The sequence below is a fragment of the Paracoccus luteus genome (genome assembly GCF_004522155.1).
GTDB classification, from domain to species: Bacteria; Pseudomonadota; Alphaproteobacteria; order Rhodobacterales; family Rhodobacteraceae; genus Paracoccus; species Paracoccus luteus.
Genome location: NZ_SDEA01000004.1, coordinates 48704 through 63061 on the forward strand (window position 1 = coordinate 48704; position 14358 = coordinate 63061).

The 14358-nt window shown below is 70.0% G+C and carries 13 protein-coding genes; 6 read left to right on the forward strand and 7 right to left on the reverse strand.

What is annotated here, in order from left to right:
- Positions 1-6: 6 nt before the first annotated feature.
- From EPA64_RS06895 to EPA64_RS06900, 3 genes are all read left to right on the forward strand, one after another.
- Entirely contained in the window at positions 7-951 is a 945-nt protein-coding gene (locus tag EPA64_RS06895; RefSeq protein WP_134725550.1) for a nucleoside hydrolase, read from the forward strand.
- Positions 952-1185: 234 nt separating this feature from the next.
- Positions 1186-1341, forward strand: a complete 156-nt coding sequence (locus EPA64_RS16265) for a hypothetical protein (RefSeq protein ID WP_167626614.1) — start codon at positions 1186-1188, stop codon at positions 1339-1341.
- Positions 1342-1458: 117 nt separating this feature from the next.
- Complete coding sequence (locus tag EPA64_RS06900; protein WP_134725551.1) at positions 1459-2076, forward strand: YitT family protein; 618 nt, start codon at positions 1459-1461, stop codon at positions 2074-2076.
- Between the two features lie 14 nt (positions 2077-2090).
- On the opposite strand, the gene EPA64_RS06905 is transcribed toward EPA64_RS06900, so the two are convergent.
- On the reverse strand, positions 2091-2444 hold the full coding sequence (locus tag EPA64_RS06905; protein ID WP_246026656.1) for an arsenate reductase family protein: 354 nt from the start codon (positions 2442-2444) through the stop codon (positions 2091-2093).
- Between the two features lie 141 nt (positions 2445-2585).
- A complete protein-coding gene (locus EPA64_RS06910) occupies positions 2586-3896 on the reverse strand; it encodes a DUF3422 family protein (RefSeq protein WP_134725755.1) in 1311 nt (436 codons plus the stop codon).
- Between the two features lie 240 nt (positions 3897-4136).
- On the opposite strand from EPA64_RS06910, the gene EPA64_RS06915 reads away from it, so the two are divergent.
- The gene (locus EPA64_RS06915) at positions 4137-4646 is read left to right on the forward strand and encodes a L,D-transpeptidase family protein (RefSeq protein WP_134725552.1); all 510 of its coding nucleotides are present in this window, start codon (positions 4137-4139) and stop codon (positions 4644-4646) included.
- Between the two features lie 102 nt (positions 4647-4748).
- Here EPA64_RS06915 and EPA64_RS06920 read toward each other — a convergent pair whose 3' ends face one another.
- The 4 genes from EPA64_RS06920 to EPA64_RS06935 all read right to left on the reverse strand — a co-directional run bounded on the left by EPA64_RS06920 (position 4749) and on the right by EPA64_RS06935 (position 9407).
- Positions 4749-6206 carry an NAD(P)(+) transhydrogenase (Re/Si-specific) subunit beta gene (locus tag EPA64_RS06920; protein WP_134725756.1) on the reverse strand — a complete coding sequence of 486 codons (1458 nt, stop codon included), beginning with the start codon at positions 6204-6206 and terminating at the stop codon, positions 4749-4751.
- 82 nt (positions 6207-6288) lie between these two features.
- Complete coding sequence (locus EPA64_RS06925) at positions 6289-7863, reverse strand: Re/Si-specific NAD(P)(+) transhydrogenase subunit alpha (protein ID WP_134725553.1); 1575 nt, start codon at positions 7861-7863, stop codon at positions 6289-6291.
- Between the two features lie 64 nt (positions 7864-7927).
- A complete protein-coding gene (locus tag EPA64_RS06930) occupies positions 7928-8647 on the reverse strand; it encodes a D-lyxose/D-mannose family sugar isomerase (RefSeq protein ID WP_134725554.1) in 720 nt (239 codons plus the stop codon).
- A 136-nt stretch (positions 8648-8783) separates the two neighbouring features.
- Positions 8784-9407: a hypothetical protein gene (locus EPA64_RS06935; RefSeq protein ID WP_134725555.1), complete on the reverse strand. Its 624-nt coding sequence runs from the start codon at positions 9405-9407 to the stop codon at positions 8784-8786.
- 163 nt (positions 9408-9570) lie between these two features.
- On the opposite strand from EPA64_RS06935, the gene pepN reads away from it, so the two are divergent.
- Both pepN and EPA64_RS06945 read left to right on the forward strand, forming a co-directional pair.
- Complete coding sequence (pepN, locus tag EPA64_RS06940; protein WP_134725556.1) at positions 9571-12132, forward strand: aminopeptidase N; 2562 nt, start codon at positions 9571-9573, stop codon at positions 12130-12132.
- A gap of 116 nt (positions 12133-12248) precedes the next feature.
- Positions 12249-13136 (forward strand): lysophospholipid acyltransferase family protein, encoded by an 888-nt coding sequence (locus EPA64_RS06945; protein WP_134725557.1) that lies wholly within the window; start codon positions 12249-12251, stop codon positions 13134-13136.
- Between the two features lie 327 nt (positions 13137-13463).
- On the opposite strand, the gene EPA64_RS06950 is transcribed toward EPA64_RS06945, so the two are convergent.
- Positions 13464-14162, reverse strand: coding sequence for a fumarylacetoacetate hydrolase family protein (locus tag EPA64_RS06950; RefSeq protein ID WP_134725558.1), 699 nt, complete (start codon positions 14160-14162; stop codon positions 13464-13466).
- Positions 14163-14358: the final 196 nt, after the last annotated feature.

Below are 14358 nucleotides of genomic sequence, written 5' to 3' on the forward strand. Positions count from 1 at the left end.
CCGCCGATGCCGCACAAGATCATCATCGACACCGATCCGGGGCAGGACGACGCCGTGGCGATCCTGCTGGCGCTGGCCTCGCCCGAACTGCAGGTTCTGGGCATCACGGCGGTCGCGGGCAACGTGCCGCTGTCCCTGACGGCGCGGAACGCCCGCATCGTCTGCGAACTGGCAGGGCGCGCGGACGTGCCGGTCTTTGCGGGGTGCGACGCGCCGCTGTCGCGCGGGCTGGTGACGGCGGAACACGTCCACGGCAAGACCGGGCTTGACGGCGTGGACCTGCCGGACCCGACAATGACGTTGCAGGACATGCACGGGGTCGATTTCATCATCGACACGCTGCGCCGGGAACCCGCGGGCACGGTCACGCTGGTCCCCATCGGCCCGCTGACCAACATCGCCACCGCCTTCCGCCGCGCCCCCGACATTATTGCGCGCGTCCACCGGATCGTCCTGATGGGCGGCACCTATTTCGAGGTCGGCAACGTCACCCCCGCGGCCGAGTTCAACATCTTCGTCGATCCCGAGGCCGCGGCCGAGGTCTTTGCCGCCGGCGTCGATCTGGTGGTGATGCCCCTGGACGCCACGCACCGGGCGCTGACCAGCCGCGCATGGGTGGACGCGATGGCCGCCACCGGGCCGGTCGGACGCGCGGTCGCCAGCTGGACCGATTTCTTCGAACGCTTCGACAAGGCCAAATACGGTCACGAGGGCGCCCCCCTGCACGACCCCTGCGCCGTCGCATGGCTGGTCGCGCCCGAACTGTTCTCTGGCCGCCGCATCAACGTCGAGATCGAGACTCAAGGCCGCTGGACCACCGGCATGACCGTCGCCGACTGGTGGGGCGTCAGCGGCCGGGCCCCCAACGCGCTTTTCCTGCGCGACGTGGAGGCGCCCGCCCTGTTCGACCTGCTGACCCGGCGCATCGGGTCGCTGGACCGGCACGGCTGAACGCCGCCCACTGCCCCTCGCGTCCCATCGTCGCGGGCGCGCGCCCATCGCACCTTTCCTGCGACGTGGACGCGCCCGCACTGTTCGACCTGCTGACCCGGCGCATCGGGTTGCTGGACCGGCACGGCTGAACGCCGCCCGCTGAACGCCAGCGTCCCATCGTGGCGGGCGCGCCCATCGCACTTGTCCTGCGACGTGGACGCGCCCCCCGGTTCGACCTGCTGACCCGGCGCATTGGATCGCTGGACCGGCACGGCTGAACGCCGCCCGCTGAACGCCAGCGTCCCATCGTTGCGGGCGCGCCCATCACACCTTTCCTGCGACGTGGACGCGCCTGCGCTGGTCGACCTGCTGACCCGGCGCATCGGGTCGCTGGTCCGCCCCCGCTGAACCCCCGCGTCCCATCGTCGCGGGGCCGCGCGGGGGCCGGTCTGCGTGCGGCGCCGGGCTGGACAAGCGCGCGCCCGCGCGGCATGGCCCGCCTGCCCCATGCAAGACGGATGCCCGATGCAGCCCCCTGCCCCCGACCTGCCCGCCGCCACCCATTCCGCCGCCGAAGATGTGCAGGGCATGGTGTTCGGCGCTGCGATGGCAGGGTTCGGCGCGTTCCTGCTGGGCAGCGCGGGGCTGATCACCGGCCAGCTTGCCGGGCTGGCGCTGCTGGTCGCGCAGTTGACCGGGCATGGATTCGGGCCGGTCTATCTGGTCCTCAGCCTGCCGTTCTACGGCTTTGCGTATCGGCGGCTTGGCGCGGGCTTCACGCTGCGGACACTGGCCTGCGTGCTGGTGATGGTCGGGGTCAGCATGGCGTTGCCGGGGCTGGTCGGGTTCGACCGGCTGCACCCCGGCGCGGCGGCGGTGCTGGCGGGCTTCACCTCGGGCGCGGCGCTGCTGGCGCTGTTTCGCCATCGCGCCAGCCTGGGCGGCATCGGAATCGTCGCGCTGGACCTGCAGGACCGGCTGGGGATCAGGGCGGGCTGGGTCCAGATGGGGTTCGACGCGCTGCTGTTCGCGGCGGCCGCGGCCATCCTGCCGTGGGACCGGGTGCTGTGGTCGGCGCTGGGGGCGGCCGTGGTCAACATGGTGATCGCGATCAACCACCGCCGCGACCGCTATGTCGTCTGACGTCTGCGCCCCGTTCAGACCGGGACGCCCAGGGCGCGCTTGACGTTCGCGGTCCAGCCCAGCAGGCGCTGGTCGCCCGCGATGATCGCCGGCCGCTTCATCACCGACGGGCGGTCGCCCAGCATCGCCACTGGATCGCCGGCGCGTTCGTCGTCGGACATGGCGCGCCAGGTCAGGCTGGCGCGGTTCACGGCGCGGTCGCCGAAATCGGCCAGCAGCGCGCGCCGTTCGTCCGCCGACAAGGGGGCGTCCTTGACGTCGCGGAACTCGACCGTCCAGCCCTCGGCCTCCAGCGCGGCCTGCGCCTTTTGGCAGGTCGAGCAATGGGCCAGCCCCAGCATCCGCAGCGTGCGCGGCGCGTCAGACAAACGGCACCAGCGGGACGCCGCAGGCGGACAGCGCCAGCAGGGCGGCAAGGGAAATATAGCGGATCATCGGCGGCCTCGTGATTGTGCGGGGGCATCCTGACGCCCCGGCGCGCGACGGGCAAGTCACGCCCGCGCGAACCGTCACAGATCGCCGTGTCCAGCGTGGCCCCCGGCCGCCCGGTGCAGGGCCGCGCGCACCCGGCGCATCCCCCACCACACCGCCAGCACCACCAGCGGCGTCGCCCCGGCGACCAGCAGCGCCTTGTCGATGCCGCTCGCCTCGGCCAGCGGATAGGCGGCATAGCCGATCAGCCCGACCGCGTAATAGCTGATCGCCACCACCGACAGCCCCTCGACCGTGTGCTGCAGCCGCAGCTGCAGGTCGGCGCGGCGGTCCATGCGCTCCAGCAGCGCCTGGTTCTGGGCGCTGCGCTGCACATCGACGCGGGTGCGCAGCAGCTCGCCCGCGCGGGCGGCGCGGTCCAGCATCTCGGCCAGCCTGCGTTCGGCCGACCGGACGGTCCGCATCGCGGGTTCGAACCGGCGGGTCATGAACTCGCTCAGCGTCTGGCGGCCCTGGAACCGCGTCTCGCGCAGTGTCTCGATGCGGTCGGCGGCAATCGCCTCGTATGCGGCGGTCGCGCCAAAGCGGAACTGGTGCTGGCTCGCCGCCGCCTCAAGTTCGGACGAGACGGCCAGCAGGTCGGCGAGCACCAGGTCGGGGGGGCGCGTGTCGTCCGGGGCGGTCAGCGCGGTCAGCCGCGGTTCCAGCGCGTTCAGACGCCCGGTCAGCGACAGCACGCGGGGCAGGCCCAGCATCGACATGGCGCGATAGGTTTCCAGCTCCAGCAGCCGCTGGACCAGCCGGCCGATGCGGCCCGGGCCGACCTCGGGGTGGACAAAGACCGCAAAGCGCATCCAGCCGGCGGCGTCGATGCGGAAATCGGTGGCGATCACGCCCTGCCCGTCCAGCACGCTGGACGCGCTCAGCCCGTCGACCGCGAACAGCGACGCCAGCCTGTCGTCCACCCGCGTCACGTCATCGGGCAGCACGTCGATCTGGATCATCGCCGCGACGACCCTGCGGCCGGGGGCGGCGCGCTGCCACGCACGGGAAAAGATGGCGGCGGCGGACGGATCGAACGGACGGTCGGGCAGGCCGGGGGCAAAGCAGGCATAGCTTACGAACTCGGTGTGGCCTTCCCACCGCAGCTGATGGCGGCCCAGCATGGCGGCATAGTGGCCGGCGCCATGCTGGGGCGCGGGCGCGCCGTGCCGTTCCGCCAGCGCCGCAAGATGCGCGATGTCGGCCGCGCGGTCGCGGTTCGCGGCGTCGCGCGGTTCCTTGAACGCCACCAGCACCGCGGTCGCGGGCGCGTCCAGCCGGGGCGAGGGCCGCGCGTGCAATTCGTTGACCATCGCATAGCGCAGCGGATGATCGACCGGGTCCATCGCGCCGGACAGGGCATCCGCGGCGGAATCGTCGGGCGACAGTGCGGCGGGATGCGGGTCGGCGCTCATCGGCAAAGCCAAGCCGCAAACGCCCCCTCGCGCAAGGGCGCGACCGCGGCCCTGCACCGACAGTCGGACCCCGTGGCACCGGCGCCACCCGCAGTTGTGATCGCCCCCGCGTTGCACCGGCGGCGGGCCTGCGCCATTGTCGCAGAAAAAGCGCAAAGGCGGGACGGGATCATGACCTTTCACATGCGGGCCGTGTCGGCCGCGATGCTGCTGGCGCTGGTCGCGTCCTGCGGTCCAGGCAAGTTCAAGCATTATTCCGGGCCGCCGGTGACGCAGGTGGTGGTCAACAAGTCGGCCCGCCAGATGCTGCTGTTCAGCGGCAGTTCCATCATCGGCGCCTATAACGTCGGGCTGGGGAACGAGCCGCAGGGTCACAAGCAGTTTTCCGGCGACGGCAAGACGCCCGAGGGGAATTATTTCATCGACCGGCGCAACCCCGACAGCCGCTATCACCTGTCCATCGGGATCTCGTATCCCAACCCGCAGGACATGGCGTTCGCCGCGTCCGTCGGCCAGCATCCGGGCAACGACATCTTCATCCACGGCCAGGGCCCGGAAGGGCGCGTCCTTGCCCCGATCAAGCATGACTGGACCGCCGGCTGCATCGCCGTCAACGATGCCGAGATCGAGGACATCTATGCGATGGTCCAGGACGGCACGCCCATCAGGATCAATCCCTGAGGCCGGCGGCCGGGTGAGCTGGACCACCGCACGTCCGGCAGCCCTGCCCATGAAAAAACCCCCGCCGGTCAGGCGGGGGTTTTGCGTTTCAACCGCGTCCGGTCACTCGATCATCGGCAGCAGCGCGTCCAGCGACTTTTTCGCGTCGCCATAGAACATCCGGGTGTTGTCCTTGTAGAACAGCGGGTTCTCGATCCCGGAATAACCGGTGCCCTGGCCGCGCTTGCTGACGAAGACGTGCTTGGCCTTCCAGACCTCCAGCACCGGCATCCCGGCGATGGGGCTGTTGGGGTCTTCCTGCGCGGCAGGGTTCACGATGTCGTTCGAGCCGATGACGATCACCACGTCGGTGGACGGGAAGTCGTCGTTGATCTCGTCCATCTCCATCACGATGTCATAGGGCACCCGCGCCTCGGCCAGCAGCACGTTCATGTGGCCCGGCAGACGGCCGGCGACGGGGTGGATGGCGAAGCGCACCTCTTTCCCCGCGGCGCGCAGCTTGCGGGTCAGTTCACTGACCGACTGCTGCGCCTGCGCCACGGCCATGCCGTATCCCGGCACGATGATGACGCTGTCGGCCTCGTTCAGGGCCGCGGCGACGCCCTCGGCGTCGATGGCGACCTGTTCGCCGGTGATTTCCATCGCCGGTCCCGTCTCGCCACCGAACCCGCCCAGGATCACGCTGATGAAATTGCGGTTCATCGCGCGGCACATGATATAGGACAGGATCGCACCCGAGGAACCGACCAGCGCGCCGGTCACGATCAACAGGTCGTTGGACAGGGTAAAGCCGATCATCGCCGCCGCCCAGCCGGAATAGCTGTTCAGCATCGACACCACGACCGGCATGTCGGCCCCGCCGATGCCCATGATCAGGTGCCAGCCGATGAAGCAGGCGACCAGGAACAGGACCAGCAGCCACAGCATCGCCGGACCCCAACCCGCCACGTAAAGAACCAGCAGCAGCAGCGACAGGATCGCCGCGCCCAGGTTCAGCATGTGCCCGCCGGGCAGTTTCTTTGGCTTGCCGTCGATCTTGCCGGCCAGCTTGCCATAGGCCACGACCGACCCGGTGAAGGTCACGGCGCCGATGAACACGCCCAAGCCCACCTCGACCTTGAGCATGGCGATTTCGGCCGGGGTCTTGTGCGCCAGCACGGCGGCAAAGCCGGTCAGCACGTCGGTCGCGTCGTTCAGCCGGGCGCGGATGACGCGGCCCAGTTCGATCTGGGCGTTCAGGCCGATGAACACGGCCGCCAGGCCGACCAGGCTGTGCATGGCAGCGATCAGCTGCGGCATCTCGGTCATCTGCACGCGGGTCGCCAGCACATAGCCGCCCGCGCCGCCGATGGCGATCATCAGCGCCGACAGCCACCAGTTGTGCAGGCCGGGGCCGAACAGCGTGGCAAGGACCGCCAGCGCCATGCCGACGATGCCGTACCAGATCGCGCGCTTGGCGCTTTCCTGCCCCGACAGCCCGCCCAGCGACAGGATGAACAGGACCGCGGCCACGACATAGGCGGCGGTGGTGAAACCAAAGGCGGGCAGCGCCTCGATCATGGAGGACGGGACGCCGGTGCTGATGACGGGGTCCATTCCGGGGGCGGGCGTGGTGATCACGGTGGTGGCCATCGACGCCTCCTTAGGATTTCTGGAACATGGCGAGCATCCGGCGCGTGACCAGGAAGCCGCCGAAGATGTTGACCGCGGTCATCAGCACGGCCAGCGCGCCCAGGATCACGACCCAAGCCGACCCCGACCCGATCTGCAGCAGCGCCCCCAGGATCACGATGGACGAGATCGCGTTGGTGATCGCCATCAGCGGCGTGTGCAGCGAATGGGCGACGTTCCAGATGACGCTGAAGCCGACAAAGCAGGCCAGCACGAACACGATGAAATGCGACAGGAACGACGCGGGCGCGAACAGCCCGATCAGCAGCATCACCACCGCGCCCGCGCCCAGCAGCATGACCTGGCTGCGGGTCTGGGCGCGGAACTCGGCGTGTTCCTTGGCGCGGCGCTCCTCGGGGGTCAGCTCGCGCGGCTTGTCCTTGGGCTTCTGCACCGCGATCGCCTGGATCTTGGGCGGCGGCGGCGGCCAGGTCACGTCGCGGTCGCGGGTCACGGTCGCGCCGCGGATCACGTCGTCATCCATGTCGTGGACCAGCGTGCCGTCCTTGGCCGGCGTCAGGTCGGCCAGCATGTGGCGGACGTTGTTGCCGTAAAGCTCGGACGCCTGCGCGCCCATCCGCGACGGAAAATCGGTATAGCCGATGATGGTGACGCCGTTGTCGGTCACGATCTTCTCGTCGGGCACGGTCAGGTCGCAATTGCCGCCGCGTTCGGCCGCCAGGTCCACGATGACGCTGCCCGGCTTCATCGCCGCGACCATGTCCTCGGTCCACAGCTTGGGCGCGGGGCGGCCGGGGATCAGCGCCGTGGTGATGACGATGTCCATGTCGGGCGCAAGCTGGCGGAACTTGGCCAGCTGCGCCTCGCGGAACTCGGGCGAGGACGGCGCGGCATAGCCGCCGGTCGCGGCGCCGTCCTGCGCCTGCTCGGCAAAGTCGAGATAGACGAACTCGGCGCCCATCGATTCGATCTGCTCGGCCACTTCGGGGCGCACGTCAAAGGCATGGACCTGCGCGCCCAGGGACGTCGCCGCGCCGATGGCGGCAAGGCCCGCGACGCCCGCGCCCACGATCAGCACCTTGGCCGGCGGCACCTTGCCCGCCGCCGTCACCTGGCCCGTGAAGAACCGGCCGAAGTTGTTCGCCGCCTCGATCACCGCGCGATAGCCCGCGATGTTGGCCATCGACGACAGCGCGTCCATCTTTTGCGCGCGGCTGATGCGCGGGACCATGTCCATCGCGATGGCGGTGACACCACGGTTGCGCGCGGCCTCCAGCAGCTCGGCGTTCTGGCCGGGGTAGAAGAACGAGATCAGCGTCTGCCCTTCGCGCATCGCCGCCATCTCGGCGTCGGACGGCGGGCGCACCTTGGCGACCACGTCGACCGCGCCGACCAGCGCCGCGGCGGTCGGATGCACCGTGACGCCCGCGCGTTCATAGGCCGCGTCCGAAAACCCCGCCCGCGCGCCGGCGCCCGATTCGACGTGCACCTCGTGCCCAAGTTTTTGCAGATGCCCGGCAGAGGACGGAGTGACCGCAACCCGCGCCTCTCCGTCGATGGTTTCCTTCAACGCCCCAATCCGCACCCGCTGGCCTCCCCTGTTCAGAACCTTCGCAGCCGCGGCATGGATAGCACCGCGCAAGATTGTTTCACAAGCGGGCTTGCGGGGTTGCGTTGCTTTCGCGCGACAGCCATGCGGCGTAATCGCTGACCAGCAGGTGAAGGGGCTGCGCATCCTCGTCCACATCGGCAAACCGGCCGATCGGATCGGCGAAGACGTTGTCGGTCAGGTCGTCGTTGACGGTGGACACCTCGCCGATCAGGCAGGCCCCGCCCTCGGCCCAGAACTCGTGCCAGTCGCCGGGGCGCAGCGTCACCGATTCGCCCGGCCCCAGCCGCAGGACGCCGCCGGGCGCGATGTCGCGCCACAGCCCGTCGGTCTGCACCCGCACCGGGGCGTCGCGGTCCAGCCCGCCCTGCGCGTCCGACCCGCACAGGCGGATCGCCAGCGTGGCCCCGCGGCGGTTGATGATGTCCTCGGTCTTGGCGATGTGGGTGTGCATCGGGCTGACCTGCCCGTCCTGCGAGATCAGCAGCTTTTCCGCATAGACCCGCCCCCGCCCCGCGATCAGATCCTGGGCCGAGCCGTTGCGCAGGGTGAACAGGAACAGCCCCAGCCGGTCAAAGTCGCCCTGGCCGTAGTCGGTGATGTCCCAGCCCAGCCGGGCGTCAATGATCGCCTGCGCGTCGCGCGCACGGGCGCGGAACTCATCGGGCGACCAGTGCGCGAACGGCGGCAGGGCAAAGCCCGCCGCGTCGATCAGCGCGGCGGCATCCTGCATGATGCGGTTGATGCGTGTGCGTTCCATCGCCAGCCCCGTTCAGCGGTCGCCCCTTGCCGCCGATGTATGGGCCAACGCGGGCGCGCTGACCATTGCACGAACGAAAGCCGCCGCGCCGGTGTGGCGCGGCGGCTGCAGGCATCGGCCATTCGGCCGCCCGTCCTTAGTTCGAGGCGGGAGGCGTGGTGATCGGCGTGGTGGTGGTCGTCGTGTCGGTCGTGGTGCTGGTCCCGGCCGCAGCGTCGGTCGCGGCATCGGCGGCCGTGTCGGTCGCGGCACCGGTCGTCGTGTCGGTGGCGCCCGTCGTCGCGTCAGCCGCGGTGCCGGTGGCCGTGTCCGTGGCGGTCGTGTCCGTGGCGGTGGTGTCCGTCACCGTCGTGTCAGTAACCGTCGTGTCCGTCGCGGTGCCGGTCGTCGCGTCCGTCGCGGTGTCCGTGTCCGTCGTTGTGGTCGTCGCGGTGGTCGTGACCGGGTCGGTCGTGGTGGTGGTCGCGGCCGGCGCGGTCGTGTCGGCGGTGGACGTCGTCGTGGTGGTCGACTCGGTCGTCGTCGGCGCGGTGGTGGTGGTCGTTTCGACCGTGTCGTTGCCCATGAACGTCGACAGCAGCCACCACGCCAGCGCCAGCGCCAGCAGGATACCGATGATCAGCGGCAGCGGAGAGGCTTTCTTCTCGACCGGCTCGACATAGGTTTCGGTCACGACGGTCGAGCGGCCGCTGGGGTCCACCGGACGATGCGGGTCGGTGGCATCGGTGCGGCGAGGATCGTTCGGGTCGTAATGGGCCATGTGTGGTCTCCTTGAAGATATGCGATCATGGTCGGGCGGCCCCCTGCCACGCGTCACGATCTGACGGCACGGCCTTGGCTTGCGACCCGGCTATCCTGCGCTTAACACGCCGTTGCAGCACAAGTTCCCCGCACAGAACATTATTTTGGCGACGAGGCAAGCAATGGCAGAAACCCGCTATCTGACTGATTACACGCCCTGGCCGTTCGCCCTGACCGCCACCCGGCTGGCCTTCCGGCTGGACCCGGCGGCGACAGTGGTCCGTTCCGAACTGCACCTGACGCGGACGGCACCGGGGGCGCTGGTGCTGGACGGGGGCGCGGGTCTGGTCACGCGGGCGCTGGCCATCGACGGGGCGGCGATCGACCCCGCGCATGTCGCCATCGCAGGCGGCCGGTTGACCATCGACGCGGCCGCCCTGCCCGACGCCCCCTTTGTCTTTGCCGCCGAGGTCGAGATCGCCCCCGCCGCCAACACGGCGCTGGAGGGGCTGTATCTGTCCGGCGGCATCTATTGCACGCAATGCGAGGCCGAGGGGTTCCGCCACATCACCTGGTATCCCGACCGCCCGGACGTGATGGCCACCTTCCGGGTCCGGGTGGACTGCGACCTGCCGGTGCTGCTGTCGAACGGCAATCCCGTGGCCTCCGGTCCCGGCTGGGCGGAATGGGACGACCCGTGGCCCAAGCCCGCCTATCTGTTCGCGCTGGTCGCGGGCGACCTGGCGGCGGTCAGCGACCGCTTTGTCACCCGGTCAGGCCGCGACGTGGCGCTGAACGTCTGGGTGCGTCCTGCCGACCTGGACCGCGCCGGTTTCGCGCTTGAGGCGCTGAAAAACTCGATGCGCTGGGACGAGGACGTCTATGGCCGCGAATACGATCTTGACGTGTTCAACATCGTCGCCGTCGACGACTTCAACATGGGCGCGATGGAGAACAAGGGGCTGAACATCTTCAACTCGCGCCTTGTCCTCGCCAGCCCCGAGACCGCGACCGACACCGATTATGAACGCATCGAGGCGGTGATCGCGCACGAGTATTTCCACAACTGGACCGGCAACCGCATCACCTGCCGAGACTGGTTCCAGCTGTGCCTGAAAGAAGGGCTGACGGTCTTTCGCGACCAGCAGTTCACCTCCGACATGCGGTCGGCGGCGGTCAAGCGGATCGAGGATGTCGTGACCCTGCGCGCGCGCCAGTTCCGCGAGGATGCGGGACCGCTGGCCCATCCGCCGCGCCCCGACCATTATCAAGAGATCAACAACTTCTATACCGCCACGGTCTATGAAAAGGGCGCCGAGGTGATCGGCATGCTCAGGCGGCTGGTCGGCGACGACGGCTATCGCGCGGCGCTGGATCTGTATTTCGACCGCCACGACGGGCAGGCCTGCACGATCGAGGACTGGCTGGCGGTGTTCCAGGACGCCACCGGCCGGGATCTGGGGCAGTTCAAGCGGTGGTATACCGACGCGGGCACCCCGCGGCTGCGGCTGGCCGAGGACTGGGACGCGGACGCTGGCCGCCTGACCCTGCGCTTTGCCCAGTCCACCGCGCCGACCCCCGGCCAGCCCGACAAGCCGCCGCGCGTGATCCCGATCGCCGTGGGCCTGATCTCGCAGAACGGCGACGAGGTGCTGCCGACGCAGGTGCTGGAGATGACCGGAGCGGAGCAGGAATGGCGCTTTGACGGGCTGGGCGGCCGCCCGGTGGTTTCGCTGCTGCGCGGCTTTTCCGCGCCCGTGACGGTCGAGCGCCGGATCGGCCGCGCCGACCGCGCGCTGCTCTTGGCCCATGACACCGACCCCTATGCCCGCTGGCAGGCGGGCCACGATCTGGCGATGGAGGCGCTGGTCGCGATGGCGCAGGGCGGCGAGCCCGACCCCGCGTTCAGCCAGGCACTGGGCGGGCTGCTGCACGACGCGGGCGCCGACCCCGCGTTCGTCGCGCTGGTGCTGCGCCTGCCGTCCGAGGATGAGGTCGCGGCCGAGATCGTCGCCCGCGGCGCGGTGCCCGACCCCAACGCCATCCATCGCGCGCGTGAGGCGCTGGGGGCGGACATCGCCGCGCAGCACGCCGATGTGCTGGGCCGCATCTATGACCGGATGAACGTGGCCGGCCCCTATGCGCCCGACGCGGCGCAGTCGGGCGCGCGCAGCCTGCGGCTGGCGGCGCTGTCGCTGCTGTCGCGCCTCGACGGCGGCGACCGGGCGCGGGCGCTGTGGGACGGCGCGGGCAACATGACCGAACGGCTGGGCGCGCTGGCGGTGCTGGTGCGGCTGGGCTTGGCCGACGCCGCGCTGGACGACATGCGGGCGCAGTTCGCGGGCAACCGGCTGGTCATGGACAAGTGGTTCGGCGTGCAGGTGACGGCCGCGCCCCCGGAAACGGCGGTCGCCACCGCCCGGCGGCTGGCCGCGCGCGACGATTTCGACTGGCAGAACCCCAACCGCTTTCGTGCGCTGGTGGCGGGGCTGGCGGCCAATCCCGCCGCGTTCCATGCCGCCGACGGGTCGGGATACGATTTCGTCGCCGACTGGCTGATCCGGCTGGACCCGGTCAACCCGCAGATCGCCGCCCGCCTCAGCACCGTGTTCGAGACCTGGACCCGCCACGACGCCGCCCGCCGCGGCCGTGCCCGCGCGGCGCTGTCGCGCATCGCCGCCGTGGCGGGTCTGTCGCGCAACACGTCCGAGATGGTGTCGCGCATTCTTGCCGCCGGCGGCTGACCCCGCTTGCGGCCCCCCCGGACCGGATGGATACTCGCCCGACCATGACCGAACGCCCGCCCGCCCCGCCCGCCGCGTCCCCAACCGCCCCCGGGCGATTGTCCCCGCGGACCGAGATGCAGCAGCGGCTGGACCCGCTGATCGCCGAACGCGCGCCGTGGTTCTATTCGGGCAAGCCGCATCACGCCCTGGCCAAGGCGGCGATGATGCGGCTGCTGCGCTATCCCCGGTCGATCGAGCTTGCGGCCGAGTTCCGCGACCTGCCCACGGACGAGATCATGCGCCGCATCTCGGCGCTGATCGTGCGCGACCTGCGCGTCGAGGGGATCGAGAACCTGCCCGCGACCGGCCCCGCGCTGATCGTGGCCAATCATCCGACCGGCATCGCCGACGGCATCGTGCTGCACGCCGTCGTGTCGGCGGTGCGTGACGACCTGTTCATCTATGCCAACCACGACATGATCCGCGTCCTGCCGCAGACGGCAGAGCTGATCGCCCCGGTCGAGTGGCGGCTGGAAAAGCGCAGCCACGCCAAGACCAAGGCCACGATGGATTATACCCGCGCGGCGCTGGGTCAGGGCCGGATCGGGCTGATCTTTCCGTCGGGGCGGCTGGCCAAGCGGCAGGGGCTGACGCTGCACGAACGCCCGTGGATGGCCAGCGCCGCGATGATCGCGCGCAAGTTCGGCGCGCCGGTGATCCCGCTGCACATCCGGGCGCGCAACTCGGCGCTGTTCTATCTGCTGGACGCGATCCATCCCACGCTGCGCGACGTGACGCTGTTCAACGAGGTGCTGAACAAGGCGGGCCACACCTATCGCATCAGCATCGGCCAGCCGATCGACCCCGCCACCCTGCCCCCCCGGTCCGAGGACGGGATCGACGCGCTGCGCCGCGCGGTGCTGTCGCTGCCCCCGCCCGGCCCGTCGGCGGCCCATCTGTCCCACCTGCGCGAAGCCCGCCGCCGCCGCGCCACGCGGCAGCCGATGGGCGAGAAGCTTTAGCCCGAACCTGCAGGCAGAGAGAGGGCACTAGCGCCAAGCACAGGCGCTTGCTTGCGCCGCGTGGGCACGGACGGGGACACCACGCCTGGGGAACGAGGGCACGGGCTTGGCAGGTCGGGGGAAGTCGGATGATTCCGGGCGTCCCCAAGCCGCAGGCAATGACCGGCCGATGCGGCGGTTCCCGGCAAGCGGTTGTCGCGATGGTGGCGTGCGGTTGCGGACCCGGCCCATACCCAGCGTCAACCCGCCAAGGCGCGGCTGACGGCGGGCAGACCAGTCCGCCCCGCCGCCCTTCGTTTCAGCCGCGACTGCGACCGGCCGCCAACGTCACTCGGCCGCGCCCACGGTCAGTTCCACCTCGGCCAGCCCGTCCACGCCGCCGCGCAGCCGGCTGCCCGGTTCGACCGGACCGACGCCGGCGGGCGTGCCGGTATAGATCACGTCACCGGGCTGCAGGTGATAATAATGCGAAAGATCGGCCAGCAGATCGGGCACCGTCCAGATCAGGTCGGACAGTTTCGCATCCTGCCGGACGGTGCCGTCCATCTGCAGCCAGATGCGCTGGCCGGCGACCTCGCCGAAGGCGGCGGCGCGGGTGATCGGGGACAGGACCGCAGAGTTCTCGAAGTCCTTGCCGAAATCCCACGGACGCCCCTTGTCGCGCGCCTTCTGCTGCAGGTCGCGGCGCGTCATGTCCAGCCCGGTCGCATAGCCGAAGACGGCGTCCATCACCCGGTCCTTGTCGGCCCGGAACAGCGGCGCGCCAAGGGCGATGACGAACTCCATCTCGTGGTGCAGGTTCGCGGTTCCCGGCGGATAGGGCACGGTCGTCCCGCTTTGGACCAGCGCCTGCGCGTGCTTGAGGAAATAGAACGGCGCCTCGCGGTCCACCTCAAACCCCATTTCCCGGGCGTGGTCGGCATAGTTGCGCCCGACGCAGAAGATGCGGTTGACGGGGTATTCGCTGTCCTCGCCGACAACCGGCACGGTGGGGGACAGGGCGCGTTCGAAAAGCAGTCTGGTCATGTCTTCCTCATCCACCCGCATTCGCGCCGCCGGACAGGCGGTGCGCACATGGGCCGACCACTATCCCAGAACGGCGTCAAAGACCATTCCGCGGACGATCCGGCGGGCTGAGTGCGGCGCGGGTCAGTCGCCACGCAACATGGCGGCGGGAAAGACCGCATGGACCGGCCGGCGTGTGATGATACGCCGGCCGGAT

Excerpts from the sequence above, each read along its gene's own strand:
- EPA64_RS06895 (WP_134725550.1), top strand. The coding sequence starts at position 7 with ATGCCGCACAAGATCATCATCGACACCGATCCGGGGCAGGACGACGCC.
- EPA64_RS06900 (WP_134725551.1), top strand. The coding sequence starts at position 1,459 with ATGCAGCCCCCTGCCCCCGACCTGCCCGCCGCCACCCATTCCGCCGCC.
- EPA64_RS06910 (WP_134725755.1), bottom strand. The coding sequence starts at position 3,896 with ATGGACCCGGTCGATCATCCGCTGCGCTATGCGATGGTCAACGAATTG.
- EPA64_RS06915 (WP_134725552.1), top strand. The coding sequence starts at position 4,137 with ATGACCTTTCACATGCGGGCCGTGTCGGCCGCGATGCTGCTGGCGCTG.
- EPA64_RS06920 (WP_134725756.1), bottom strand. The coding sequence starts at position 6,206 with ATGATCGAGGCGCTGCCCGCCTTTGGTTTCACCACCGCCGCCTATGTC.
- EPA64_RS06930 (WP_134725554.1), bottom strand. The coding sequence starts at position 8,647 with ATGGAACGCACACGCATCAACCGCATCATGCAGGATGCCGCCGCGCTG.
- EPA64_RS06935 (WP_134725555.1), bottom strand. The coding sequence starts at position 9,407 with ATGGCCCATTACGACCCGAACGATCCTCGCCGCACCGATGCCACCGAC.
- pepN (WP_134725556.1), top strand. The coding sequence starts at position 9,571 with ATGGCAGAAACCCGCTATCTGACTGATTACACGCCCTGGCCGTTCGCC.
- EPA64_RS06945 (WP_134725557.1), top strand. The coding sequence starts at position 12,249 with ATGCAGCAGCGGCTGGACCCGCTGATCGCCGAACGCGCGCCGTGGTTC.
- EPA64_RS06950 (WP_134725558.1), bottom strand. The coding sequence starts at position 14,162 with ATGACCAGACTGCTTTTCGAACGCGCCCTGTCCCCCACCGTGCCGGTT.